Source organism: Citrobacter sp. wls757, from assembly GCF_005280935.1.
GTDB lineage: Bacteria > Pseudomonadota > Gammaproteobacteria > Enterobacterales > Enterobacteriaceae > Citrobacter > Citrobacter portucalensis.
Genome location: NZ_SZWU01000069.1, coordinates 18709 through 43076, shown reverse-complemented (window position 1 = coordinate 43076; position 24368 = coordinate 18709). Strand labels below are relative to the sequence as shown.

The following is a 24368-nucleotide window of genomic DNA, read 5'->3' as shown; positions in this document are numbered from 1 at the left end:
ATTCTGGCCGCTAATGCGGCCAGTTTTGCATCATCCGCCCGTTCATGATCGTGTGACGAAAGATATCCTTCATACTGCTCGAAAAATTTGTTCTGCCGCGCTTCAATCGGTTTCCAGTGGGTTAGATCGCCAGTGCCATGCATGGGGCTTAATTTGCTGTGCACATGGTCTACGCCGAAACCTTCGAAGAACATCCCCGTACGACTGACATCCGGGAAAGCTTTATCCAGTTTCTTAGCCACTTTTTGGGTCGCCAGCATCAGATCAGCCAGTGCCTGCGGCGGCATATCGAAGGCATAGCTGGGATAATGCTTTTTCGGGATCACCACGGTGAAACCGTCGGTGTTCGGGAAAATCGACAGAAAAGCCAGATGATGCTCGTCTTCCCAGACCTTATGGCAGGGTGCTTTACCTTCAACTATTTGACAGAAAATACAGGTCATTCCTTTTCTCCGCAGGTAAGGTGATTTGTCAGGACGCAGTCAGTTTAGTACAGACCCAACACCTTCCACCACATCAGACCCACGGTGATAAACACCGCCTGGTTAAACAAGCTGATGATAAATCCTGTACGCCACCAGACGCCCGTTGGAACGTACCCGGCACCAAACAGGATTGGACCGCGAGCGTGGGTGTACTGGGTGAGCGAGCAGTACAAACTGCTGGTGAAGGCCAGCATTAATGCCGTGGGGGCTGCGGGAATATTCAGATGCAGACCGACACCAAGGAAAACGGCGTACAGCGCGGCAATCTGTGCATTACCGCTGGCAAAAAAGTAGTGGGTATAGAAGTAGGCGGCGTTCAACAGCAGCAGGACGATCACCCAACTGGTACCGTGCATAGTACTGCTCAGGCTATCGCCGATCAGATTGCCAAACCAGGTGGTGAAGCCCAGTTTTTTCAGCTGGTTCGCCATCATCAACAGCGCGGCAAACCAAATCAGTGTGTCCCATGCGCCTTTCTCGCTCTTCACATCTTCCCAGCTCAGAACGCCGCTTAGCAATAAAATGGACAGTCCCACGAACGAGGCAGTGGTGGCGTCGACGCCTAACGTATCGCCAAAAATCCACAGCACCAGCAGTACGCCGACGGTAGCCAGCATCAGCCATTCGCCGCGAGACATACTGCCCATTTCCGCCAGCTCTTTGCGCGCCAGGTTAGGGGCATCCGGCGTGTGTTTAATTTCCGGGCGCACGATCCAGTAGACCAGCAGTGGAACCAGCAGTAATGACACAAGGCATGGCAGCAGCGCCGCCATAAACCAGCCGCCCCAGGTCAGCGTGACGCCCGCATTGGCCGCCAGCTTCACAGCCAACAGGTTGCCGGTATAGCCGGTCATAAAGAGCGCGGCGGTGACGTCGTTGACGTTGCCAATACAGGTGATAAGAAAGGTACCGATTTTACTGCGGGACTCATCTTCCGGGTTCGAATGGAAACTGCGTGCCAGAGAGTCAGCAATCGGATAGATGACGCCGCCGCAGCGTGCTGTATTACTCGGCATTGCCGGGGAGAGGATCAGATCGGCAAAGGCCAGACCATAGGCGAGTCCCAGCGTGCGCTTGCCGAGCAGACGGATCATCTGCAGCGCAATGCGTCGTCCGAGGCCGGTTTTGATAAACCCGCGGGCAATCATAAAAGCCACGACGATAAGCCAGATAAGTGAACTGTTCAGCTCACTCAGTGCCGTGGTGATAGCGCCGCTGGCGGTTTTATCCCCGGCAGCATAGGCGAGTGCAAAAACCGTAATCCCAATAATGCCGACCGCGCCGATGGGTAAAACTTTTGCCACGATAGAGGCAATAGTCGCGACGAAAATAATTGCCGAATGCCAGGCTGGCGCACTTAACCCGGAAGGTGGAGTAAGCTGCCACAGTCCGGCAGAAATGAATATTATAAGAATTAATGGGAGCCATTTGACTCCGCTACTTTTTTTCTCAGTCACGTTTACGCACCTATGGATATGGTGAATGTATTCATCAAATAAATATATTTATTTAATAATTAACAGGTTATGTTGCGTAATGCTGCTCCAGCGACTGCAAGAAATACATCAATATATGTGTGTGAATTGTTTCCTGATATTTCAAATCAGTAAAGGCCCGACGAGAGTGTCGGGCTGGAGGGAAGGGATTAACCGCCGAACTGATCCGGGTCTGGCCCCAGACGTTTGCCCTGATCGAGTTTCGCGATTTCGCCTAATTCGTCTTTATCCAGGCGGAAGTCCCAGACGTTAAAGTTTTCTGCGATACGCGCAGGGGTGACCGATTTTGGAATCACCACCAGCCCGCTATCCAGGTGCCAGCGGATGACAATCTGCGCCGGTGATTTGCCATATTTCTCAGCGAGATCACGGATGATCTTTTGATCAAAGACGTCTTTGCCGCCCTGCGCCAGCGGGCTCCAGGATTCGGTCTGGATTTTATGCGTTGCGTTCCAGGCGTGCAGTTGGCGCTGTTGCATAAGCGGATGAAGTTCGATCTGGTTAATCACCGGAGGTATGCCGGTTTCATCCATCAACCGCTGGAGATGATTGATCTGAAAGTTGCACACGCCGATGCTCTTAATCAGACCTTCTTTTTGCAGGTCGATCATGTTTTCCCACGCTTCAACGTAGTGGTCGATCGCCGGAACCGGCCAGTGCATCAGGTATAGATCGAGGTAATCAAGCTGGAGTTTTTCCATGCTTTCGAGCAAGGCTTCCCGGGGGCGTTTTTGGTCATCATTCCACAGCTTGGTGGTGATGAATAACTCGTCCCGTGGCACGCCAGCATCGCGTATTGCTTTGCCGACACCTTCTTCGTTTTTGTACGCCGCAGCGGTATCAATTGAGCGATACCCCACTTCCAGCGCTTTATGAATGGCGGTGATGACTTCTTCGTTGCTTGCCTTCCAGACCCCCAGGCCCAGTTGTGGCATGACGTTACCATCCTGTAGCTTGATAATGGTTGGACCGGTCATAATTTCCCCCCACACTTAATCCTTCAGGCTGCCTCTTTGTTGGCTGCTTGCGTTTACCCCGGTCACGTACTTATGTACGCTCCCGGGGATTCACTTAATTGCCGCCTCGATGCATCATGAATGATTGGGTGTAAATTGAGTTCACCGGAGCAGCCCCCGGTGAGGTTTATGTGACTTAAGCCTGGTATAAATACCCAAAAACGAAAGGCGGAGGTTAAAAAACCTTAGCGGGCAGCTTCGTAAATCCGACGGCTGACTTCAAGCGTAATGTCCTGATGTTCGCCCAGTTGCGTACCACCGTGTGCTTCCAGTTTTTCCAGCAATGCCGGGATGGAGCTACCGTCCAGGCCATAGTCAGACAGGCGAGTGGGTACGCCCATTTGTTCGAAGAAAGCGCGGGTAGCGGCAATGGCGGCGTCGATGCGCTGGTCGTCGGAACCTTCGGTGATATTCCAGATACGCTCTGCGTATTGCAGCAGTTTGGCACGCTTGGTATCACGTTTTTCATTCCACAGCGCTGGCAGAACGATGGCCAGCGTTTGAGCATGATCCAGACCGTGCATTGCGGTCAGTTCATGGCCCAGCATATGCGTTGCCCAGTCCTGCGGTACGCCTGCGCCAATCAGGCCGTTCAGCGCCTGGGTTGCCGCCCACATAACGTTCGCACGCACGTTGTAGTTTTCCGGCTCCTGCAAGGCTTTCGGACCTTCTTCTACCAGCGTGAGCAGAATGCCTTCGGCAAAGCGATCCTGAATTTTCCCGTCTACCGGATAAGTCACATACTGTTCCACGGTATGAACAAAAGCATCCACAACGCCGTTTGCAACCTGACGCGGCGGCAGGGTGTAGGTGTAAACCGGATCCAGTACGGCAAACACTGGCTGCACGAACGGGGTCATAAAGGCCAGTTTATCGCCGGTGGTTTTACGCGAAATTACCGCGCCGGAGTTAGATTCAGAGCCGGTTGCAGGCAGGGTTAATACGGAGCCCATCGGGATGGCGCTTGTTACGTCGTTGCCGTGGGTTTCCAGAATGCGCCATGGATCGATGCCATCAGCGTACTGTGCCGCTGCCGCGATGAATTTGGTGCCGTCCAGCACTGAACCGCCACCTACCGCCAGCAGAAACGTCACTTTCTCATCACGCACGATTTTTACTGCGTTCATCAGCGTTTCATAAGACGGGTTTGGCTCGATACCGCCAAACTCCAGCACATCCAGGCCTTTCAGCGCGTCCTGAACCTGTGCCAGGACGCCAGTTTTTTTCACGCTGCCGCCGCCATAGGTAACCAGTACGCGAGCGTCCTGAGGAATTTGATCGCGCAGCTCAGCAATCGCGCCTTTACCAAACAAAATACGTGTTGGGGTATGGAGATTAAAGTTGTTCATTGCTCGTTCCCTTTGGTGGGTAATAAAAGAGGGCAGGTGAGTGTCTGCCGGATGATGAACATTGTGGTCGCCCGCCGCGCTGCTCTCAATGCTCATTTCTGCCGATGTCTTGCCCATTTCTACAGACTGCTGGAGAAAACGGATAAATCTGCGCATTATGTCAGGGTCGAAAACCGATGATGAAATGGTGCCCCATGAACCGTGATGAGATCTGTCTTCTGCTGACAGATAAAATTAAGCAGCTGAAAAACAATGAAAATAGACTTAATGAACTGCTGCCAGATGTCCGCCTGCTACACGGTACGGAGCCGGCGGCGCGTACACCGGTCATGTATCAGCCAGGCATCATATTTCTCTTTTCGGGACATAAAATTGGTTACATCAATGAGCGCGTATTTCGCTATGACGCCAACGAATACCTGCTGCTAACCGTACCTTTACCCTTTGAATGTGAAACCTATGCGACGCCGGAGGTTCCTCTGGCCGGTATTTATCTGAATGTCGATATCCTGCAATTGCAGGGGCTGCTGATGGACATTGGGGAAGACGAGCTGTTCCAGCCCGCCATGGCGGCCAGCGGGATTAACTCTGCAACGCTCTCTGACGAAATTCTCTGCGCTGCTGAGCGCCTGCTGGATGTGATGGAGCGACCGCTGGATGCGCGTATTCTGGGGAAACAGATTATTCGCGAGATCCTCTACCATGTGCTGACCGGACCGCGCGGCGGCGCGTTACTTGCTCTGGTCAGTCGCCAGACGCATTTCAGTTTGATAAGCCGGGTGCTGAAGCGGATTGAAACCAAGTACACCGAAAACCTCAATGTAGAACAGCTGGCGGCAGAGGCGAACATGAGCGTGTCGGCGTTTCATCATAATTTTAAAGCGGTGACCAGCACGTCGCCGCTGCAATATCTTAAGAGCTATCGCCTGCATAAAGCACGGATGATGATGGTTCACGATGGGATGAAGGCCAGTGCGGCTGCCATGCGCGTCGGCTATGAGAGCGCATCGCAATTCAGTCGGGAGTTCAAACGTTTCTTTGGCGTAACGCCGGGGGAAGATGCGGCAAGAATTCGTATGATGCAGGGGAGTTGATTTCTTGTAGGCCTTAAAACCGCGCGCCATCAGGCATAATGCCGGGAATTACCCCGGCTACGGATAATACTCAGGCGCTACAGTATTTTTTTTTAATCACCACGAACAATGTTCCCAACAATCCTGCGGTTAACAGGGCAATCGGCAGGATCATTAGAAAGGTCATCACCTGATCTTCATGGCGTTTAACGAACGGGATCATGCTCAGCGCATAGCCGAAACTGGTGACGACGGTGACCCACAGCAGGCCACTCAGCCAGTTAAAAAACTGGAACCGACGGTTAGGAAGCCCTGAAATGCCAGCCATCGTTGGCAGCAAGGTGCGAACGAACGCCAGGAAACGCCCTGCCAGCAGCGCCATCAGGCCGTGTTGATCAAACATGCAGGTGGCGCGCTGATGGTATTTTTCCGGTAATTGCGCCAGCCAGCCTTTCACCGTGCGCGTGTTGCCTAGCCAGCGTCCCTGAATATAACTCAGCCAGCAGCCCAGACTGGCTGCGGCCGTCAGAATAGCTATGGTAGGTAAAAAACTCATCACGTCCTGAGCGATCAGCGCTCCTGCCAGTAATAACAGGCTGTCTCCGGGTAAAAAGGAGGCGGGCAGCAGGCCATTTTCTAAAAACAGCGTGGCGAACATGACGAAGTACACCACGCTCACCACGTGCGGATCCGCCAGTGCGGCAAAATCGTGTTGCCAGAGCGCGGAGACAATATCTTGAATGACTACCATGGACTTTCCTGTGGAACAGCGTTTATGTGTGGATTGTACTCCTGAATTGCCCGGGATGCCTTGATCCCGGACGCAACAATTGCAGACTTTTCCACCAGAAGTGTCTGCATATATGTCCATCTGTGGCAATTTTACTCGATTCGGGCAAATCCTGCGGCCAAATCGGCAATCAGATCGTCAACATTCTCTAAACCGATATGTAAACGGATGAGCGTTCCGCTGAAATCCACCTCGCCTTGCGGACGGATTGCCGCAATGTGTTCCGGCTGGTTGGCGAGAATCAGCGACTCAAAACCGCCCCAGGAGTAGGCCATACTGAACAGGCTGAAGTGATCCAGATACGCAGCAAGCTCCTCATTATTGAGCTTCTTATTCAATACAAAGGAGAACAGGCCGCTGCTGCCGGCGAAATCACGCTTCCAGAATTCATGGCCTTTACTGCCGGGCAGTGCCGGGTGGTTCACGCGGGCGACCTGCGGATGGCTGGCCAGCCACTCGGCGACCTTTAAGCTGCTTTCATGGTGCTGACGCAGGCGAACGCTCAGCGTACGCAGTCCACGGCTGGTCATATAGGCGGTATCGGCGTCCAGCATTTGCCCCATCAGATAGGCATTTTCGCGCAGTTGATCCCAGCAGCGGGCATTAGATACCGCCGTGCCGACCATGCCGTCAGAATGACCAATCAGATATTTGGTGCCTGCCTGAATAGAGATATCAATGCCAAAATCCAACGCTTTGAACAGCACCCCGGCAGCCCAGGTGTTATCAATCATGATGATTGCATCCGGCGCGACGCTTCTGACGGCGGCAACAATAGCTGGAACATCATGCACTTCCATAGTGACAGAGCCGGGAGATTCCAGAAATACGACTTTCGTGTTCGGCTGTATGTGCTTAACGATATCGGCGCCAACCAGCGGATCGAACCAGCCGGTGGACACGCCGAGCTTGCCGAGAATTTTGGTACAGAAATCCTGACTGGGTTCATAGGCTGTGTTGGTCATCAGCACATGATCCCCTTGCTCCACAAAGGCAAGGATGGTGTTGGCAACGGCCGCCGCACCGCAGGGGAACAGCGCGCAACCCGCACCACCTTCCAGTTCGCACATCGCTTCCTGAAGAGAGAAATGCGTCAGGGTTCCGCGACGCCCATAGAAAAGCGCACCGTTCGCCCGGTTGTGCGTGGCCTGTTTTTTGGCCTCTACGGTGTCAAAAACCAGCGAAGAAGCGCGCTGGATCACGCTATTTACCGAGCCCAGCGTGTACTTTTTACTGCGTCCTGCGTGAACTAGTTTGGTTTCAAGTTGCTTATCTGCCATGTTGTCTTACCTGTTTTTATACGTCTGGATGTCTAAACTACCATGAATCAAAGATGACGCATCCTGCAGAACGGTCATACAGTAGAAAATAATCTCAAAATGCTTCTGGTGACTTTTTTACTGCGTAAGCGCAAGGAAAAGAAACCAAAGGTGCGGCAATATGTAAATAGTAATGAGAACGACTATCAATTCGACGTCGTTTTGATATGATTACGCTCAGATTTTGTGATTTGCGTCCTGGAGATACAGAGTGGGTAATAATTTGATGCAGACGGATCTTTCCGTCTGGGGTATGTATCAGCACGCCGATATCGTGGTTAAGTGCGTGATGATTGGGCTGATTTTGGCGTCAGTGGTCACCTGGGCTATCTTCTTTAGTAAGAGCCTTGAGTTCTTTACTCAGAAACGCCGCCTTAAGCGTGAACAGCAACTGCTGGCGGAAGCCCGCTCTTTAGATCAGGCAAGTGAAATTGCCGCAGGATTCGATGGCAAAAGCCTGGGCGCACAGTTGATTAACGAAGCGCAGAACGAGCTGGAACTGTCAGAAGGCAGCGACGATAACGAAGGCATTAAAGAGCGTACCGGCTTCCGTCTGGAGCGTCGTGTGGCGGCGGTAGGTCGTCATATGGGCCGCGGTAACGGATACCTGGCCACCATCGGGGCTATCTCTCCATTCGTCGGTCTGTTTGGTACCGTATGGGGCATCATGAATAGCTTCATCGGGATTGCACAAACCCAAACGACCAACCTCGCCGTTGTTGCGCCGGGTATCGCAGAAGCGCTGTTAGCGACCGCAATCGGTCTGGTCGCAGCAATTCCAGCTGTTGTTATCTACAACATTTTCGCACGTCAGATTGGCAGCTATAAAGCGATGCTGGGCGACGTCGCGGCACAGGTGCTGTTGCTGCAAAGTCGCGATCTGGACCTGAATGCAAGCGCATCCGCGCATCCGGTACGTGCAGCGCAGAAATTACGTGTAGGATAATGTTCCATGGCAATGAGCTTTAATGAAAACCTGGACGATAACGGTGAAATGCATGAAATCAACGTGACGCCGTTTATCGACGTTATGTTGGTTTTATTGATCATCTTTATGGTTGCCGCGCCGTTGGCAACCGTAGATGTGAAGGTGAATCTCCCTGCCTCCACCAGCACGCCGCAGCCGCGTCCGGAAAAACCGGTTTACCTGTCAGTTAAAGCCGATAAGAGTATGTTTATTGGCAACAATCAGGTGACGGATGAAACCATGATTAACGAGCTAAATGCGTTAACTGACGGGAAGAAAGACACCACGATTTTCTTCCGGGCAGATAAAACCGTTGATTATGAGACCATGATGAAGGTGATGGATACGCTGCATCAGGCGGGCTTCCTGAAGATTGGTCTGGTTGGCGAAGAGACTGTGAAAGCGAAGTAATCCTCATCATTGCCGGGTAATGGTTGCCGCCTTACCCGGCGTGTCTCTCCTGATTCAACTCCCTTGCACACTTGTTCTTATCTGTTCTCATCTAACGCGACCGTGGTTATCCTGGTGGGTTCGTAGTTCCCTTCAGACAGCTTTCGCGTCAGGCGTAAGGTGGCCGTTTCCCGCGCGAGTATATGCTGGTAGGTGCTTTCCAGTCGGGCCATGATTTTGTCCCGCAGTTCTGGTTGCTGCTCCATAATGGCTTCGATCGCGGCACCGTAGATCTCTTCTTTAGCCTGTAGCGAGTAAATTTCACGGCGATTTTGCCATTTCATCCGCACCAGTGCAGCGGGAATAGAGACTATCTCCTGAGCAACGCTTTCCAGTGTCGCGTTTTTATTGGCAATCAACACGGCTAAATTTTGCTTTAAGACAAACTCATCGCTTTTATGGTTATCTAAAGCCAAATAAACATTATTATCCTCAACATCTTTCATTTTATTTCTCTTCCAGAGAATAAAAAATAGGGTCGCTGGTTTCACGGGTAATTAAATTAAGCCAAATTTTGTTGCCCTGTTCATTTATGATGGCTGTTTTTTGAGTCAAAATTTTACTTAATTCTTGTGCATTAATGTCGCCTTCTGCCTGTAGTGAATTGAGCAGGCGAGAGAATGACTCAATTTTTGCTGCACGAAATAGACGCTCTTTTAAATGACGGTCGCACTCTTCAAATAGCATATTTCGTGACTGGCCGGTAGCCGCAGAGCTAATAAAAATATCGGATTCGTAATCGCTTAATGTTATCTGCCCCTGAGTCAAATTTTCACTATTATCTGTGGAGGTGGTATTGTCAGGTGAGCTGGATAAGTGAAAACGCGAGGGAACAAGATGCTCGGGAAGCATGTTGAAATATCCTTTGATGCCAATGATATGTTGTTTTAAATAAACCATGCCGCGTTGACAATAGCATGGCGTAATTTTAAAATCAAAAAAAATGGAGCCAGTATATGAACAGTATATTTTATTCTGTTATTACCCTGCTATTGCTGACCTGCGGGGTACTTTTGTTGATGCGCAGTGCAAATAAAAACCGTAATGCAGAAAATGGATACGCTGAAAACCAGCCGGAAATACTGAGTAAAGAAGAGGGTGAAGATCATTTCTCGGTACTGATGAATTCGATTACTCCGGTTTGGTATTGGCGTGTCAATCACGAATATATCGATTTTATCCACTCGACGATCAAACGGATGACAATGGTGGAGCTGAATGAGACGCCAGGGCTATTTGATGCACAGCGGCGTTGCAGCGATCTCAACTCTGCGGTGTATAAATATTACGACAATATTAAAAAACGCTGTCTGAGTGGCGAGAAAGTCCCGCATGCCGATCTGGACGTGCTTAACTTACGTCAGTGCTTCAGGGAGTTCAGCCTGGAAGCATATCCTGCACTTGTCGCGCTGGTGTGGCCGGAATATCAGCGCCCAGAAATCAAAGCAGAAGAGGTGTGAGGAGCTGGCTGGCCCGTATTACGTGCCGGGAAGAACAACGTTGCTACCCGGCACTGGATTACCTACGGCTATTTGTCAGATGAGGCCTGCCACAGGTTCAGCTTACCGTCCGCGACGTGCTTATCGATCTGCGCCAGTTCTTCGGCGCTGAACGTCAGATTCGCCAGCGCCTGAACGTTTTCTTCCAGTTGCTCCGGTCGACTGGCGCCAATCAATACCGACGTTACCCTGTTGTCTTTTAGCAGCCAGCTTAAGGCCATTTGTGCCATCGACTGTCCACGCTGTTGCGCCATCTCATTAAGCAAGCGCAGGCTGGTAAGGTTTTCTTCCGTCAGCATGTTTTCCGTTAACCCACGAACTTTTTTCCCTTCACGCTGCATGCGTGAACCTTCCGGAATACCGTTAAGGTATTTCCCCGTCAGCAGTCCCTGAGCCAGCGGCGTAAATGCGATGCAGCCCATACCGTTGGATTCCAGCGTATCCAGCAGGCCGCTGCTGTCTACCCAGCGGTTAAGCAGGTTGTAAGACGGCTGATGGATCAGCAATGGAATTTTCCATTCCCGCATCAGCTCGGCCATTTTCTGCGTACGTTCCGGAGAATAGGATGAGATGCCGACATACAGCGCTTTACCGCTTTGCACGGCGTGGGCCAGCGCCGAGGCGGTCTCTTCCATTGGCGTATTTTCGTCAACGCGGTGAGAGTAGAAGATATCGACATAGTCGAGACCCATGCGTTTCAGACTCTGGTCGAGGCTGGCGAGCAGGTATTTGCGCGAACCGCCAGAACCGTATGGCCCAGGCCACATGTCATAGCCTGCCTTGGTGGAGATAATCAGTTCATCGCGATAGTGTGCAAAATCCTCGCGCAGTAATCGGCCAAAATTCTCTTCTGCGCTGCCTGGTGGCGGCCCATAGTTATTGGCTAAATCAAAATGCGTGATGCCTAAATCAAATGCTTTACGCAACAGGGCGCGCTGTGAATCCAGCGCCTGAACGTGCCCAAAACTGTGCCATAAACCCAGCGATAGCGCGGGTAAACGCAAACCGCTGCGCCCACAGTAGCGATAGAGCATCTGCTCGTAACGTTCAGGATTGGCAAACCAGGCCATGAGATCTCCTTAGTGCAGGTGAATTTCGAAACAACGTTTCTATTCTAGCGGGTTCACGGTGAATATCCCGTTCACCAGGTCACACTGAGATGAAAAACTGGGCAAAAACAGGTCACTGTGCTTTGCTTAAAAAAACATCAATCAGGAGTGCGACGATGCCGCGTTTGACTGCCAAAGATTTTCCGCAAGAACTGCTCGACTACTATGACTATTACGCGCATGGCAAAATAACGAAACGCGAGTTTCTCAATCTGGCAGCGAAATATGCAGTGGGTGGCATGACGGCGTTGGCTTTATTCAATTTATTGAAACCCAATTATGCCCACGCAACGCAGGTAGAATTTACCGATCCCGATATTCTGGCGGAATATATTACCTATCCTTCGCCTGAAGGGCATGGTGATGTGCGGGGGTATTTAGTTAAACCTGCGAAGGTGACAGGGAAAGTTCCGGCGGTGGTGGTAGTGCATGAGAATCGTGGGCTGAATCCGTATATTGAAGATGTGGCGAGACGGGTGGCGAAGGCGGGCTTTATGGCACTTGCGCCGGATGGATTAAGTTCGGTAGGGGGATATCCTGGCAATGATGATAAAGGTCGGGAATTGCAGCAGCAGGTTGACCCCGTAAAGTTGATGAACGACTTTTTTGCCGCCATTGAATTTATGCAACATTATTCAGGGACGACGGGAAAGGTAGGTATCACCGGATTTTGCTACGGTGGTGGTGTGTCGAATGCCGCTGCTGTGGCTTTCCCTGAACTGGCCTGCGCGGTGCCTTTTTATGGGCGGCAGGTTCCTGCATCAGATGTCCCTAAAATAAACGCGCCTTTATTACTGCACTATGCGCAATTAGACACACGTATTAATGAGGGATGGCCTGCTTATGAAGCGGCGCTTAAGGCCAATAAGAAAGTCTATGAAGCCTATATCTATCCCGGCGTTAATCATGGCTTTCACAACGATTCGACCCCCCGTTATGATAAAGCTGCCGCTGATTTAGCCTGGGAACGTACTCTTGCATGGTTTAACAAATATTTGCGATAGAAAACAATAGATTATTTAATGCTTATAACTAATTACCTGAATAATAATGCTACCTAATTTCATTAGCATTCATATTGATATAGTGTGGAGAGAGAGTGGATGTACTTAAGAAAGTAAAAAAATAAAGAACGCATTATATCTTCTCTACTGCCTGCCGATAACAAGGATAAGTATCGCCTGATGGCGAATTCCTCATCAACGGCAAGGAAATTATTATGCGTTTGCTGAAAAACTTCACTATTCGTATTGTCATGTTGGCAATACTGGGACTTTTTTGCCTGCTCTGGTCGGGCGTGGGTTTATTCAGTCTTCATTCGTTATCAAAAATATCTGAAGGCAATGATATTGACCGTCATCTTGTCCATCAGATGACGGTTCTCAGTCAGGGCAACGATCAGTACTTTCGCTTCGTAACGCGCTTAAGTCGCGCCATGGATGTCAAAATGAGTGGCGGAACGCCTGATTTTGCGCCAGCGCAACAGTCCCTGGAGAATATGAGCAAAAAACTCCAGGAGATGAAAACATTATCTCCGGGCCCTATGGACCCTGACGTCGCTAACGCAGTACTGACGAAGTGGCAGGCGCTGCTGGACAACGGCGTGATCCCGCAAATGCAGCTGGCGCAGCAGGGAACGCTTACGGCCTTTGCTGAGCATGCCAGCACTATTACACCCGCGTTGAGCCGTGAATTTGGCGCCAGTGCCGAGCGTTTTAACGCCACGGCAGGCGAGCGACTCGATACCACCCGCGTGATGGTCGATGGCAAAACCTCTATCATCCGGACGCTAATTATCACCGCCGTGATCCTTGGGATTGCCCTCCTTTTCTTTACCGACCGCTACCTTGTTTCCATGATGGTGAAACCGCTGGGACGTATTCGCCAACAGTTCCAGCAGATTGCGCAGGGCGATCTCAGCCATCCCATCGAAGATTTTGGTCGTAACTGTGTGGGTCAACTGGTGCCGTTATTGTGCGCGATGCAGGATAGCCTGCGTGAAGCCGTCAGTACCATCCGTTCAGGTAGTGACAACATCTGGCGAGGGGCGACGGAAATTTCCACCGGGAATAACGATCTCTCCTCACGTACTGAAGAGCAGGCTGCGGCTCTGGAAGAGACCGCTGCCAGCATGGAGCAACTGACCGCAACGGTAAAACTGAACGCAGAAAATGCGCGTGAAGCCAGCCTGCTTGCCGATACGGCCACAGAAACGGCAGGCAAAGGGAGCACGCTGGTTTCAGAAGTGGTAGAGACGATGGACGGCATTGCCGCCAGCTCTAAACAGATCGCGGAAATCACGTCAGTTATTAATAGCATTGCTTTCCAGACCAACATTCTGGCGCTGAACGCGGCGGTTGAAGCAGCCAGGGCAGGCGAGCAGGGGCGCGGTTTTGCCGTCGTCGCCGGTGAAGTACGTAACCTTGCCAGTCGCAGCGCCGGGGCGGCGAAAGAGATTGAGACGCTGATTGGCGAGTCATCGCGTCGTGTTGATCAGGGTGCTCGTCTGGTTAAAGAAACAGGATTAACCATGGAGGCGATTCTGCGCGGCGCCACCGAAGTGACTGTCATCATGAAGCAAATTGCCTCTGCCTCGGAAGAACAGAATAAGGGTATCTCGCAGGTGAGCGTGGCGATCACGCAGATGGACAGCGTAACGCAACAGAATGCTGCGCTGGTAGAACAAGTTTCCGCCGCGGCAGTGGCGCTGGAACGACAAACAGAGGAGCTGCAACGCTCGGTGCAACAGTTCCGCCTTTCCGCTAATGATGTGCAATACGCAGCCAACCAAACCACTTCCTCTTCAGCAGACAGCAAAACGTCTGCGGCCGCTAAAACGGATGAGTGGGTGTCCTTTTAAGCCGTTATAAAAAGTTCGTGATACCTCTGGTCTTTGCTTAAAAAATCGCTATATAATTTATTATATAGCGATTGGAGGTTATGCATGGACAACCATTTTGGTAAAGGTCTGATGGCCGGATTAAACGCCTCAAGTGCGGACAGTGCACGCTCAGTGGCGAATTTTTGTGCGGATTATAAGCGTGGTTTTGTGCTGGGATTTTCACATCGAATGTTTGAAAAAACGGGTGATCGACAGCTCAGCGCGTGGGAAGCGGGGATCCTGACGCGCCGTTATGGGCTGGATAAAGAGATGGTGATGGATTTCTTTAAAGAGAACCAGTCCAGTACAACAATTCGGTTTTTCATGGCTGGCTATCGACTCGAAGCTTGATCCGAAAGGGGTATTATCTTGCTTTAATTAATTACACTATTGACCTACGCCTTCGTTTTGTTGCTCCGCCGAAGTATTATAATGCACATAACCATATAAAAAGTGTGGTAATGGCGCGCCGATCGCAATATGCAACATGCGAATGGTGCAAAATAAAAGCCAGGTCTTCGCAACGGAATAACTATAAAATGACTGGAGATAACTCTCTCATCAATTCGAGCGGCATTAATCGCCGTGATTTCATGAAGCTTTGTGCAGCACTGGCCGCTACCATGGGGCTCAGTAGCAAAGCCGCCGCAGAAATGGCCGAATCAGTTTCTCGTCCTCAGCGCCCACCGGTTATCTGGATTGGTGCTCAGGAGTGTACGGGTTGTACTGAATCGCTGCTTCGCGCGACACACCCTACAGTGGAAAACCTCGTTCTGGAGACAATCTCTCTGGAATACCATGAGGTGCTCTCTGCCGCCTTCGGCCATCAGGTCGAAGAGAACAAACATAACGCTCTGGAGAAGTACAAAGGGCAATATGTTCTGGTAGTAGATGGTTCTATCCCACTGAAAGATAATGGTATTTACTGTATGGTTGCCGGCGAGCCGATCGTGGATCACATCCGCCGGGCCGCAGAAGGCGCAGCCGCTATCATTGCCATCGGCTCTTGCGCCGCGTGGGGTGGTGTTGCTGCCGCTGGCGTTAACCCAACGGGTGCCGTCGGCCTGCAAGAAGTTCTGCCAGGCAAAACCATCATCAACATCCCCGGCTGTCCGCCGAACCCGCATAACTTCCTCGCAACGGTCGCGCATATCATCACTTATGGTAAGCCGCCGAAGCTGGATACCAAAAACCGTCCGACATTCGCCTATGGCCGTTTGATTCACGAACACTGCGAACGTCGCCCGCACTTCGATGCTGGTCGTTTTGCTAAAGAGTTTGGTGATGAAGGCCACCGCGAAGGTTGGTGCCTCTACCATCTGGGCTGTAAAGGACCAGAAACCTACGGCAACTGCTCAACGCTGCAATTCTGCGATGTGGGCGGCGTGTGGCCGGTGGCTATCGGTCACCCTTGCTACGGCTGTAACGAAGAAGGCGTCGGCTTCCATAAAGGTATTCACCAGCTTGCTCACGTGGAAAACCAAACGCCGCGTTCCGAGAAACCTGACGTCAACATGAAAGAAGGCGGCAATGTTTCTGCCGGAGCGATTGGACTGCTGGGTGGCGTAGTAGGACTGGTTGCCGGTGTCAGCGTGATGGCGGTTCGTGAACTGGGGCGTCAGCAGAAGAAAGATAACGCTGACTCACGGGGAGAATAACCGTGAACAGACGTAACTTTATTAAAGCAGCCTCCAGCGGGGCATTGCTGTTGGGCGCAGCGCCGTCCATCAGCCATGCGGCTGCAGAAAACCGTCCGCCGATCCCAGGTTCTCTTGGGATGCTCTATGACTCGACGCTGTGCGTAGGCTGCCAGGCCTGTGTAACCAAGTGTCAGGATATCAACTTCCCGGCGCGTAACCCGGAAGGCGAGCAAACCTGGTCGAACAACGACAAACTGTCGCCGTATACCAATAACATCATTCAGGTGTGGCGTAGCGGAACAGGCGTTAACAAAGACCAGGAAGAAAATGGTTACGCATATATCAAGAAACAGTGCATGCACTGTGTTGATCCGAACTGCGTTTCCGTTTGCCCGGTCTCCGCGCTGAAGAAAGATCCGAAAACCGGCATCGTCCATTATGACAAAGATGTCTGCACGGGCTGTCGTTACTGCATGGTCGCCTGCCCGTACAACGTGCCTAAGTACGACTACAACAACCCGTTTGGTGCGCTTCACAAATGTGAACTGTGTAACCAGAAAGGCGTTGAGCGTCTGGACAAAGGTGGTTTACCGGGTTGTGTTGAAGTGTGCCCAGCTGGTGCGGTGATTTTTGGTACGCGTGAAGAGCTGATGGCTGAGGCGAAAAAACGTCTCGCGCTGAAGCCTGGTAGCGAATACCACTATCCGCGTCAGACGGTGAAAGCAGGCGATACCTATCTGCATACGGTACCGAAGTACTACCCACACCTGTACGGTGAGAAAGAAGGTGGTGGTACGCAGGTTATGGTACTGACGGGTGTTCCTTACGAGGATTTGGATCTGCCGAAGCTGGATGATCTTTCAACTGGTGCGCGTTCCGAACATGTTCAACATTCCCTGTACAAGGGCATGATATTACCCCTGGCTGCGCTGGCGGGCTTAACCGTGCTGGTTCGTCGTAACACGAAAAACGACCATCACGATGGAGGAGACGATCATGAGTCATGATCCTAAACCGCTGGGCGGAAAAATAATCAGCAAACCGGTCATTATTTTTGGGCCGCTTATCGTCCTGTGTATGCTCCTGATCGTGAAACGTCTGGTCTTCGGACTGGGCTCAGTCTCCGATCTGAACGGCGGTTTCCCATGGGGTGTATGGATCGCGTTTGACCTGTTGATTGGTACTGGCTTCGCGTGCGGCGGTTGGGCGCTGGCGTGGGCGGTGTACGTTTTCAACAGAGGACAATACCATCCGTTGGTTCGTCCGGCGCTGCTGGCGAGCCTGTTTGGCTACTCGTTGGGTGGTCTGTCGATCACCATTGACGTCGGTCGTTACTGGAACCTGCCGTATTTCTACATTCCGGGCCACTTCAACGTGAACTCGGTACTGTTCGAAACGGCGGTCTGTATGACCATCTATATCGGCATCATGGCGCTGGAATTTGCTCCGGCTCTGTTTGAACGTCTGGGGTGGAAAGTTTCCCTCAAACGTTTGAATAAAGTGATGTTCTTTATTATTGCCCTCGGCGCGCTGCTGCCAACCATGCACCAGTCTTCAATGGGTTCATTGATGATTTCTGCGGGTTATAAGGTGCATCCGCTATGGCAAGCTTATGAAATGCTGCCGCTTTTCTCGGTATTAACCGCCTTTATTATGGGCTTCTCGATCGTCATCTTTGAAGGCTCGTTGGTACAAGCCGGTCTGAAAGGTAACGGTCCGGACGAGAAAAGTTTGTTCATCAAGCTGACGAATACCATCAGCGTGCTGCTGGCGATTTTCGTCGTCCTGCGCTTTGGCGAACTGATCTATCGCGACAAGCTGTCCTATGCGTTCTCGGGCGATCTTTACTCCCTGATGTTCTGGCTTGAAGTCGTGCTGATGGTCTTCCCGCTGGTGGTGCTGCGCGTCACTAAGCTGCGTAATGACTCGCGCATGCTGTATCTGTCTGCGCTGAGCGCATTGCTGGGTTGTGCAACATGGCGTCTGTCCTATTCGCTGGTGGCGTTCAATCCTGGTGGTGGCTACCACTACTTCCCGACCTGGGAAGAGCTGTTGATTTCTATTGGTTTTGTGGCTATTGAGATTTGTGCATACATCGTACTCATTCGTCTACTGCCGATACTTCCTCCTTTAAAACAAAACGATCAAAATCGTCATGAGGCGAGCAAAGCATGAGCCAGAGAATTACTATTGATCCGGTAACCCGTATTGAGGGTCATTTACGCATCGACTGCGAAATCGAAAATGGCGTGGTATCTAAAGCATGGGCTTCCGGTACCATGTGGCGCGGCATGGAAGAGATCGTAAAAAACCGCGATCCGCGCGATGCCTGGATGATTGTGCAGCGTATCTGTGGCGTTTGTACGACCACTCACGCTATCTCTTCCGTTCGTGCAGCAGAAAGTGCGCTGAATATTGATGTTCCGGTGAACGCACAGTATATCCGTAACATCATTCTGGCCGCGCACACCACGCATGACCACATTGTTCACTTCTATCAGCTGTCTGCGCTGGACTGGGTGGATATCACTTCTGCACTGAAAGCCGACCCAGCGAAAGCGTCTGCCATGCTGAACGGCGTGTCCTCCTGGCACCTGAACAGCGCAGAAGAGTTCACCAAGGTTCAGAACAAGATCAAAGATCTTGTTGCCAGCGGTCAGTTAGGCATTTTTGCTAACGGTTGCTGGGGTCACCCGGCAATGCAACTGCCGCCGGAAGTGAACCTGATTGCGGTCGCACACTACCTGCAAGCGCTGGAATGCCAGCGTGATGCCAACCGCGTTGTGGCACTGTTGGGCGGTAAAACGCCGCACATCCAGAACCTGGCGGTAGGTGGGGTTGCTAACCCAATTAACCTTGACGGCCTCGGTGTGCTGAACCTTGAACGCCTGATGTACATCAAGTCCTTCATCGATAAGCTGAGCGACTTCGTTGAGCAGGTGTACAAGGTTGATACCGCGGTTATTGCTGCGTTCTATCCTGAGTGGCTGGAACGTGGTCAGGGTGCGGTTAACTATCTGAGTGCGCCGGAATTCCCGACAGACGGTAAAAACGGCAGCTTCCTGTTCCCGGGCGGTTATATCACCGATGCTGATCTGTCGACCTATCGCCCGATCACCTCTCACTCCGATGAGTACCTGATCAAAGGGATTCAGGAGAGTGCGAAACACGCGTGGTACAAAGATGAAGCGCCGCAGGCTCCGTGGGAAGGCACAACAGTTCCTGATTACACCGGTTGGTCAGATGACGGCAAATACTCTTGGGTTAAAGCGCCTACTTTCTACGGTAAAACGGTTGAAGTGGGTCCGCTGGCCAACATGCTGTGTAAACTGGCGGCCAAACGCGAGTCTACCCATGCCAAGCTGAATGAAATCATCGCGATTTACACCAAGCTGACCGGTAAAACTATCGAAGTGTCGCAGTTGCACTCTACGCTGGGCCGTATTATTGGCCGTACCGTTCACTGCTGTGAACTGCAGAACGTTCTGCAGGATCAGTACAATGCGCTGATTGTGAACATCGGTAAAGGCGACCACACCACCTTCGTGAAACCAGATATTCCGGCAACAGGCGAATTCAAAGGTGTTGGTTTCCTCGAAGCGCCACGCGGTATGCTGTCTCACTGGATGGTGATTAAAGACGGCATTATCAGCAACTACCAGGCGGTTGTACCGTCAACCTGGAACTCTGGCCCACGTAACTTTAATGATGAAGTGGGACCGTATGAGCGCTCGCTGGTAGGTACGCCGATTGCCGATCCAAACAAACCGCTGGAAGTGGTTCGTACCATTCACTCCTTCGACCCTTGTATGTCATGTGCGGTGCATGTGGTGGACGTTGACGGGAACGAAGTGGTCTCAGTTAAGGTTCTGTAATGCGGATATTAGTCTTAGGGGTCGGCAATATTTTGCTGACCGACGAAGCCATCGGGGTACGTATCGTTGAGGCATTAGAGCAACGGTACATCCTGCCAGACTTTGTTGATGTTCTGGACGGTGGTACGGCTGGGATGGAGCTTCTCGGCGATATGGCGAACAGAGATCATCTGATCATTGCTGACGCCATTGTGTCGAAGAAAAACACGCCAGGAACGATGATGGTCCTGCGGGATGAAGAGATCCCAGCGCTGTTTACCAACAAAATCTCACCGCACCAGCTTGGCCTGGCCGACGTATTGTCGGCCCTGCGTTTTACCGGCGAGTTTCCGAAAAAGCTGACCTTAGTCGGCGTTATTCCGGAATCGTTGGAACCGCATATCGGGCTAACGCCAACGGTTGAAGCGATGATTGAACCTGCGCTGGAGCAGGTTCTTGCCGCGCTTCGCGAATCAGGCGTTGAAGCGATCCCTCGGGAGGCGGCTCATGTCTGAGGAGTTTGTCGGTTTTCAGACGGCCCCGAAGACGCAGATTCAGGCAGCGTTTGAAGAGGTTGCCCGGCGTTCGATGCACGATCTCTCTTTCTTGCATCCGAACATGCCGGTATATGTCTCTGATTTTACGCTGTTTGAAGGACAGTGGACGGGGTGTGTTATCACACCCTGGATGCTCAGCGCACTGATTTTCCCCGGACCGGACCAGATCTGGCCGGTGCGTAAAGTCAGCGAAAAAATCGGGCTGCGTCTGCCGTATGGCGAGATGACCTTTACCGTTGGTGAACTGGAGGGCGTATCGCAATACCTTTCCTGTTCACTGATGTCGCCGCTTTCGCACAGTATGTCGGCGCAAGAAGGTGTGCGTCTGACTGACGATTGCGCGCGCATGCTGTTATCGCTGCCGGTGAGCGATCCGAATGCGCCGCAGCTAAATCGCCGCGCGCTGCTGCTGGGTCGTCGGAACTGCGAAAATGCATGAGCTGTCCCTTTGTCAGAGCGCGGTTGAGATTGTTCAACAGCAGGCAGAGCAGCACGGTGTCAAACGTGTAACCGGCGTTTGGCTGGAAATCGGAGCGCTCTCGTGCGTTGAAGAGAGCGCCGTCCGTTTCAGTTTCGACATCGTCTGTCAGGGTACGCTGGCGCAAGGGTGTGAGCTGCATATTGATTACAAACCAGCCCAGGCATGGTGCTGGGATTGCAGTCAGGTTGTGGAAATCACCCAGCATGATGCGCAGTGTCCACTATGTCAGGGCGATCGTCTGCGGGTTGATGCAGGCGATTCACTGAAAGTGAAAAGTATTGAAGTCGAATAACCCATAGGTTGCTATGGGGCGGAGTCAGATATGTGTATTGGAGTCCCTGGTCAGGTTCTGGCCGTTGGTGAAGATATTCACCAGCTTGCGCAGGTTGAAGTGTGCGGCATCAAACGTGATGTCAATATTGCCCTGATTTGTGAAGGTGATACCGCTGAGCTGGTCGGGCAATGGGTGCTGGTGCACGTAGGGTTCGCCATGAGCATCATTGATGAAGATGAAGCTAAAGCCACGTTAGACGCACTTCGCCGCATGGAGTACGACGTCACCAGCGCGTGACAATCGGTTAGTGCCTGATGGCGTTACGCTTATCAGGCCTACGCCTTCTATGTAGGCCGGATAAGGCATTTATGCCGCCATCCGGCATCTTGCGTTAACCCTGGCGCTTATCTTCGGTATTGGTGTCGAAGTCGCTGGCGTCATGACGTTCATGAAGCTGCTCGTTCAGCGGCCCGTTAGTGCGGTTTACAATACGACCTCGCTTAACTGCCGGACGCGCGGCAACCTCTTTTGCCCAGCGCTGTACGTGCTTGTAACTTCCTGCATCGAGGAACTCTGCCGCGTCGTACACGTTACCCAGCACCACATTGCCAAACCATGGCCAGACCGCCATATCGGCAATGGTGTATTCATCTCCTGCCACAAACTGATTCTGTGCTAACTGCTTATCTAGTACGTCGAGTAAGCGTTTGGCTTCCATGGTGAAGCGGTTAATAGCGTACTCAATTTTAACCGGCGCATAGTTATAAAAGTGACCAAAACCACCGCCGAGGAACGGCGCCGCACCCTGTAACCAGAACAACCAGTTCAGCGTTTCAGTACGTTTTGCCAAATCCTGCGGCAGGAAATAACCGTATTTTTCCGCCAGATAGAGCAGGATTGCGCCAGATTCGAATACGCGAACCGGTGGGTTTTGCGAGTGGTCACGCAGTGCCGGGATCTTCGAGTTCGGATTCACCTCAACAAAGCCGCTGGAAAACTGATCTCCATCGCCAATGCGAATAATCCAGGCATCGTATTCTGCGCCTTTCACGCCCTGCGCCAGCAGCTCCTCCAGCATAATCGTCACTTTCTGCCCGTTTGGCGTACCCAGCGAATAGAGCTGCAGCGGATGCTTGCCAACCGGCAGCGTTTTTTCGTGGGTGGCACCGGAAACAGGACGGTTGATATTGGCGAAAGCGCCGCCGTTCGATTTTTCCCACGTCCAGACTTTCGCGGGCTGATAGGTATTGTCTGACATATTGACCTGCCTTCTGAGTGGTTGTGTTGATGCAGTGTAGCAGTTAGGTAGAACTCAATTTAACAGATTGGGACTTTATGTCGCTTTGTGCTGAAAGGGGAAGATAAATCTAACCCGTTCATTGTACCTGGCCCGTACTCCATGAAGAGGAAATCAATGTTGGACGGAAATTGCTACCGTATTCACCATCAAAAATTGGCGGTGAATAAGCAGTAATAATGAAAAATGGTGTTCCAGGAGTAAGCGGTTATCAGGGCCCTGCGGGTGGGTGGGGTGCGGTAAAAGCCGTCACTGCTTCGGTGTTTTCGCAAAAGGCTGTCGCGCGCGACATTATCGCGATGTTCAAAATGAACCAGGTGAAAGGGTTCGATTGTCCGGGCTGTGCGTGGCCGGACCCCGGGCATCGTGCGCCAATGGAGCTGTGCGAAAATGGCGTTAAGGCGGTTTCCTGGGAGACAACCAGTAAGAAAGCGTCACCGGAATTTTTCAGTCGTCACCCGGTTTCCACACTCTGGCACTACAGCGATTATGAACTGGAAAACATTGGTCGTTTGACGCATCCAATGAAATACGATGCAGTGTCAGACACCTGGCAGGCGGTGGATTGGGATATCGCCTTTCGGGAGATCGGCGAGCGTCTGCGCAGCTATGACTCAGCACAACAGGTTGAGTTTTATACCTCCGGCAGAACGTCAAATGAGGCGGCGTTCCTGTATCAGCTGTTTGCCCGCGAATATGGTAGCAGCAACTTTCCTGATTGCTCAAACATGTGCCACGGACCGACCAGCGCAGGGCTAACGCCGGCCATTGGCCTTGGGAAAGGGACTGTTGAACTTGATGATTTTGACCACTGCGATCTGGTAATTTGTATCGGGCATAACCCTGGTACTAACCATCCACGCATGCTGACCACCTTACGCGACGTTGCCAAACGTGGAGCCAAAATTATCTCCATCAACCCGCTGAACGAAAGGGGGCTTGAGCGCTTTAGCTTCCCGCAAAGCGCGAAAGAGATGTTCACCGGTCAGGCGACGGAGCTGAGCAACGACTACTACCAGGTAAAAATGGGCGGAGACGCCTCGTTGCTCAAAGGCATAATGAAGGCGCTGATCGAAATGGACGAAGCGCGGATCCTACTGGATCAGCAGCCGACGCTCGATCATGCGTTTATCGACCAACATACCGCGGGATATGCAGCGCTGTATGACGACTTACGTCAGCATAACTGGGCTGAGCTGGAACAGGACTCGGGTCTGACGCGTAGTCAGATGGAAGATCTGGCGCACAGCTACAGTAAATCCAGCGCCACGATTGTTTGTTATGGTCTGGGTATCACCCAGCATAAAAACGGCACCGAGAACGTTCAGCAACTGGTAAATCTGTTGCTGCTGAAAGGCAATATGGGTAAGCCGGGGGCGGGGATCTGCCCGTTACGCGGCCATTCTAATGTGCAGGGCGATCGTTCTGTAGGGATCAACGAAGCGGCGTCCGAAGACTTCCTGCAACGCCTTGAGAAGCATTTTTCTATCCGTGTTCCGCGCAAACATGGACGCTCCAGCGTGGAAAGCATTCGGGCCATCGAGCGGGGAGACGCAAAAGCGCTCATCTGCATGGGCGGCAATCTGGCGGTAGCGATGCCCCAGCCGCAGCGTACATTTGCGGCGATGAAAAATCTGGATCTGCAGGTCCATGTGGCGACCAAACTGAACAGATCGCATCTGCTGATGGCAAAGCATAACTACCTGCTACCTGCATTAGGCCGAACGGAGCGCGACATGCAGGCGACGGGGATCCAGTCAGTGACCGTTGAAGATTCTATGTCGATGGTTCACGCTTCCTGTGGCGCGCTGAAGCCGGCTTCCCGCTGGCT

The 24368-nt window shown here is 52.0% G+C and carries 26 protein-coding genes; 16 read left to right on the top strand and 10 right to left on the bottom strand.

Annotated features, from left to right (window positions below; genetic code table 11):
• From FDW94_RS19010 to yqhD, 4 genes are all read right to left on the bottom strand, one after another.
• Nucleotides 1-443, bottom strand: a 443-nt coding sequence (locus tag FDW94_RS19010; protein WP_137378118.1) for an HIT family protein, incomplete at its 3' end; no start/stop codon positions are given.
• A gap of 44 nt (nucleotides 444-487) precedes the next feature.
• Entirely contained in the window at nucleotides 488-1942 is a 1455-nt protein-coding gene (locus FDW94_RS19005; protein WP_003828381.1) for a DASS family sodium-coupled anion symporter, read from the bottom strand.
• Between the two features lie 188 nt (nucleotides 1943-2130).
• Nucleotides 2131-2958, bottom strand: a complete 828-nt coding sequence (dkgA, locus tag FDW94_RS19000; RefSeq protein WP_137378086.1) for a 2,5-didehydrogluconate reductase DkgA — start codon at nucleotides 2956-2958, stop codon at nucleotides 2131-2133.
• Nucleotides 2959-3182: 224 nt separating this feature from the next.
• Nucleotides 3183-4346: an alcohol dehydrogenase gene (gene yqhD, locus FDW94_RS18995; protein WP_048215537.1), complete on the bottom strand. Its 1164-nt coding sequence runs from the start codon at nucleotides 4344-4346 to the stop codon at nucleotides 3183-3185.
• Nucleotides 4347-4540: 194 nt separating this feature from the next.
• On the opposite strand from yqhD, the gene FDW94_RS18990 reads away from it, so the two are divergent.
• Complete coding sequence (locus FDW94_RS18990) at nucleotides 4541-5440, top strand: AraC family transcriptional regulator (protein ID WP_137378085.1); 900 nt, start codon at nucleotides 4541-4543, stop codon at nucleotides 5438-5440.
• Between the two features lie 70 nt (nucleotides 5441-5510).
• On the opposite strand, the gene yghB is transcribed toward FDW94_RS18990, so the two are convergent.
• Nucleotides 5511-6170 carry a DedA family general envelope maintenance protein YghB gene (gene yghB / locus FDW94_RS18985; protein ID WP_003024510.1) on the bottom strand — a complete coding sequence of 220 codons (660 nt, stop codon included), beginning with the start codon at nucleotides 6168-6170 and terminating at the stop codon, nucleotides 5511-5513.
• Nucleotides 6171-6301: 131 nt separating this feature from the next.
• Entirely contained in the window at nucleotides 6302-7489 is a 1188-nt protein-coding gene (gene metC / locus FDW94_RS18980) for a cystathionine beta-lyase (RefSeq protein WP_060683231.1), read from the bottom strand.
• Between the two features lie 250 nt (nucleotides 7490-7739).
• Between metC and exbB the strand changes: the two genes are divergently transcribed.
• On the top strand, nucleotides 7740-8474 hold the full coding sequence (gene exbB / locus FDW94_RS18975) for a tol-pal system-associated acyl-CoA thioesterase (RefSeq protein ID WP_003024507.1): 735 nt from the start codon (nucleotides 7740-7742) through the stop codon (nucleotides 8472-8474).
• Between the two features lie 6 nt (nucleotides 8475-8480).
• Complete coding sequence (gene exbD / locus FDW94_RS18970; protein ID WP_008785812.1) at nucleotides 8481-8906, top strand: TonB system transport protein ExbD; 426 nt, start codon at nucleotides 8481-8483, stop codon at nucleotides 8904-8906.
• A gap of 77 nt (nucleotides 8907-8983) precedes the next feature.
• Here the strand turns inward: exbD and FDW94_RS18965 are convergent, their stop codons facing one another.
• Both FDW94_RS18965 and FDW94_RS18960 read right to left on the bottom strand, forming a co-directional pair.
• Entirely contained in the window at nucleotides 8984-9391 is a 408-nt protein-coding gene (locus tag FDW94_RS18965) for a hypothetical protein (RefSeq protein WP_008785811.1), read from the bottom strand.
• A 1-nt stretch (nucleotide 9392) separates the two neighbouring features.
• A complete protein-coding gene (locus FDW94_RS18960; RefSeq protein WP_137378084.1) occupies nucleotides 9393-9797 on the bottom strand; it encodes a hypothetical protein in 405 nt (134 codons plus the stop codon).
• Nucleotides 9798-9901: 104 nt separating this feature from the next.
• On the opposite strand from FDW94_RS18960, the gene FDW94_RS18955 reads away from it, so the two are divergent.
• Nucleotides 9902-10405 carry an ESA_00282 family adhesion-associated protein gene (locus FDW94_RS18955; protein ID WP_008785809.1) on the top strand — a complete coding sequence of 168 codons (504 nt, stop codon included), beginning with the start codon at nucleotides 9902-9904 and terminating at the stop codon, nucleotides 10403-10405.
• A 68-nt stretch (nucleotides 10406-10473) separates the two neighbouring features.
• Here FDW94_RS18955 and FDW94_RS18950 read toward each other — a convergent pair whose 3' ends face one another.
• Nucleotides 10474-11514 (bottom strand): aldo/keto reductase, encoded by a 1041-nt coding sequence (locus FDW94_RS18950; RefSeq protein WP_032945003.1) that lies wholly within the window; start codon nucleotides 11512-11514, stop codon nucleotides 10474-10476.
• Between the two features lie 155 nt (nucleotides 11515-11669).
• Between FDW94_RS18950 and yghX the strand changes: the two genes are divergently transcribed.
• The 11 genes from yghX to hybG all read left to right on the top strand — a co-directional run bounded on the left by yghX (nucleotide 11670) and on the right by hybG (nucleotide 21537).
• On the top strand, nucleotides 11670-12557 hold the full coding sequence (gene yghX, locus FDW94_RS18945) for a YghX family hydrolase (RefSeq protein ID WP_137378117.1): 888 nt from the start codon (nucleotides 11670-11672) through the stop codon (nucleotides 12555-12557).
• 215 nt (nucleotides 12558-12772) lie between these two features.
• Nucleotides 12773-14413 carry a methyl-accepting chemotaxis protein gene (locus FDW94_RS18940; RefSeq protein WP_137378083.1) on the top strand — a complete coding sequence of 547 codons (1641 nt, stop codon included), beginning with the start codon at nucleotides 12773-12775 and terminating at the stop codon, nucleotides 14411-14413.
• Nucleotides 14414-14497: 84 nt separating this feature from the next.
• Entirely contained in the window at nucleotides 14498-14785 is a 288-nt protein-coding gene (locus tag FDW94_RS18935; RefSeq protein WP_003024490.1) for a DUF2623 family protein, read from the top strand.
• Nucleotides 14786-14973: 188 nt separating this feature from the next.
• The gene (hybO, locus tag FDW94_RS18930) at nucleotides 14974-16092 is read left to right on the top strand and encodes a hydrogenase 2 small subunit (RefSeq protein ID WP_003024486.1); all 1119 of its coding nucleotides are present in this window, start codon (nucleotides 14974-14976) and stop codon (nucleotides 16090-16092) included.
• A gap of 2 nt (nucleotides 16093-16094) precedes the next feature.
• Nucleotides 16095-17081 carry a hydrogenase 2 operon protein HybA gene (hybA, locus tag FDW94_RS18925; RefSeq protein ID WP_003828357.1) on the top strand — a complete coding sequence of 329 codons (987 nt, stop codon included), beginning with the start codon at nucleotides 16095-16097 and terminating at the stop codon, nucleotides 17079-17081.
• On the top strand, nucleotides 17071-18249 hold the full coding sequence (gene hybB, locus FDW94_RS18920; protein WP_003828354.1) for a Ni/Fe-hydrogenase cytochrome b subunit: 1179 nt from the start codon (nucleotides 17071-17073) through the stop codon (nucleotides 18247-18249). Before hybA ends, hybB begins: the two co-directional genes overlap by 11 nt.
• Nucleotides 18246-19949, top strand: a complete 1704-nt coding sequence (gene hybC / locus FDW94_RS18915) for a hydrogenase 2 large subunit (protein ID WP_003828353.1) — start codon at nucleotides 18246-18248, stop codon at nucleotides 19947-19949. Before hybB ends, hybC begins: the two co-directional genes overlap by 4 nt.
• A complete protein-coding gene (locus FDW94_RS18910) occupies nucleotides 19949-20443 on the top strand; it encodes a HyaD/HybD family hydrogenase maturation endopeptidase (RefSeq protein WP_032944999.1) in 495 nt (164 codons plus the stop codon). Before hybC ends, FDW94_RS18910 begins: the two co-directional genes overlap by 1 nt.
• Entirely contained in the window at nucleotides 20436-20924 is a 489-nt protein-coding gene (hybE, locus tag FDW94_RS18905) for a hydrogenase-2 assembly chaperone (protein WP_008785804.1), read from the top strand. Before FDW94_RS18910 ends, hybE begins: the two co-directional genes overlap by 8 nt.
• Nucleotides 20917-21258: a hydrogenase maturation nickel metallochaperone HypA gene (hypA, locus tag FDW94_RS18900; protein WP_003828349.1), complete on the top strand. Its 342-nt coding sequence runs from the start codon at nucleotides 20917-20919 to the stop codon at nucleotides 21256-21258. The genes hybE and hypA overlap by 8 nt, the downstream gene beginning before the upstream one ends.
• Nucleotides 21259-21288: 30 nt before the next feature.
• A complete protein-coding gene (hybG, locus tag FDW94_RS18895; protein ID WP_003024459.1) occupies nucleotides 21289-21537 on the top strand; it encodes a hydrogenase maturation factor HybG in 249 nt (82 codons plus the stop codon).
• A 94-nt stretch (nucleotides 21538-21631) separates the two neighbouring features.
• On the opposite strand, the gene yghU is transcribed toward hybG, so the two are convergent.
• Nucleotides 21632-22498 (bottom strand): glutathione-dependent disulfide-bond oxidoreductase, encoded by an 867-nt coding sequence (yghU, locus tag FDW94_RS18890; protein WP_079934130.1) that lies wholly within the window; start codon nucleotides 22496-22498, stop codon nucleotides 21632-21634.
• A 218-nt stretch (nucleotides 22499-22716) separates the two neighbouring features.
• Here yghU and FDW94_RS18885 point away from each other — a divergent pair.
• Nucleotides 22717-24368 (top strand): FdhF/YdeP family oxidoreductase (locus FDW94_RS18885; protein WP_249358642.1); only part of this gene is annotated, 1652 nt, incomplete at its 3' end.

Coding starts and splice junctions, on each gene's coding strand:
- dkgA (WP_137378086.1), bottom strand. CDS start 2,958: ATGACCGGTCCAACCATTATCAAGCTACAGGATGGTAACGTCATGCCA.
- yqhD (WP_048215537.1), bottom strand. CDS start 4,346: ATGAACAACTTTAATCTCCATACCCCAACACGTATTTTGTTTGGTAAA.
- FDW94_RS18990 (WP_137378085.1), top strand. CDS start 4,541: ATGAACCGTGATGAGATCTGTCTTCTGCTGACAGATAAAATTAAGCAG.
- yghB (WP_003024510.1), bottom strand. CDS start 6,170: ATGGTAGTCATTCAAGATATTGTCTCCGCGCTCTGGCAACACGATTTT.
- metC (WP_060683231.1), bottom strand. CDS start 7,489: ATGGCAGATAAGCAACTTGAAACCAAACTAGTTCACGCAGGACGCAGT.
- exbD (WP_008785812.1), top strand. CDS start 8,481: ATGGCAATGAGCTTTAATGAAAACCTGGACGATAACGGTGAAATGCAT.
- FDW94_RS18965 (WP_008785811.1), bottom strand. CDS start 9,391: ATGAAAGATGTTGAGGATAATAATGTTTATTTGGCTTTAGATAACCAT.
- FDW94_RS18960 (WP_137378084.1), bottom strand. CDS start 9,797: ATGCTTCCCGAGCATCTTGTTCCCTCGCGTTTTCACTTATCCAGCTCA.
- FDW94_RS18955 (WP_008785809.1), top strand. CDS start 9,902: ATGAACAGTATATTTTATTCTGTTATTACCCTGCTATTGCTGACCTGC.
- FDW94_RS18950 (WP_032945003.1), bottom strand. CDS start 11,514: ATGGCCTGGTTTGCCAATCCTGAACGTTACGAGCAGATGCTCTATCGC.
- yghX (WP_137378117.1), top strand. CDS start 11,670: ATGCCGCGTTTGACTGCCAAAGATTTTCCGCAAGAACTGCTCGACTAC.
- FDW94_RS18940 (WP_137378083.1), top strand. CDS start 12,773: ATGCGTTTGCTGAAAAACTTCACTATTCGTATTGTCATGTTGGCAATA.
- FDW94_RS18935 (WP_003024490.1), top strand. CDS start 14,498: ATGGACAACCATTTTGGTAAAGGTCTGATGGCCGGATTAAACGCCTCA.
- hybO (WP_003024486.1), top strand. CDS start 14,974: ATGACTGGAGATAACTCTCTCATCAATTCGAGCGGCATTAATCGCCGT.
- hybB (WP_003828354.1), top strand. CDS start 17,071: ATGAGTCATGATCCTAAACCGCTGGGCGGAAAAATAATCAGCAAACCG.
- hybC (WP_003828353.1), top strand. CDS start 18,246: ATGAGCCAGAGAATTACTATTGATCCGGTAACCCGTATTGAGGGTCAT.
- FDW94_RS18910 (WP_032944999.1), top strand. CDS start 19,949: ATGCGGATATTAGTCTTAGGGGTCGGCAATATTTTGCTGACCGACGAA.
- hybE (WP_008785804.1), top strand. CDS start 20,436: ATGTCTGAGGAGTTTGTCGGTTTTCAGACGGCCCCGAAGACGCAGATT.
- hypA (WP_003828349.1), top strand. CDS start 20,917: ATGCATGAGCTGTCCCTTTGTCAGAGCGCGGTTGAGATTGTTCAACAG.
- hybG (WP_003024459.1), top strand. CDS start 21,289: ATGTGTATTGGAGTCCCTGGTCAGGTTCTGGCCGTTGGTGAAGATATT.
- yghU (WP_079934130.1), bottom strand. CDS start 22,498: ATGTCAGACAATACCTATCAGCCCGCGAAAGTCTGGACGTGGGAAAAA.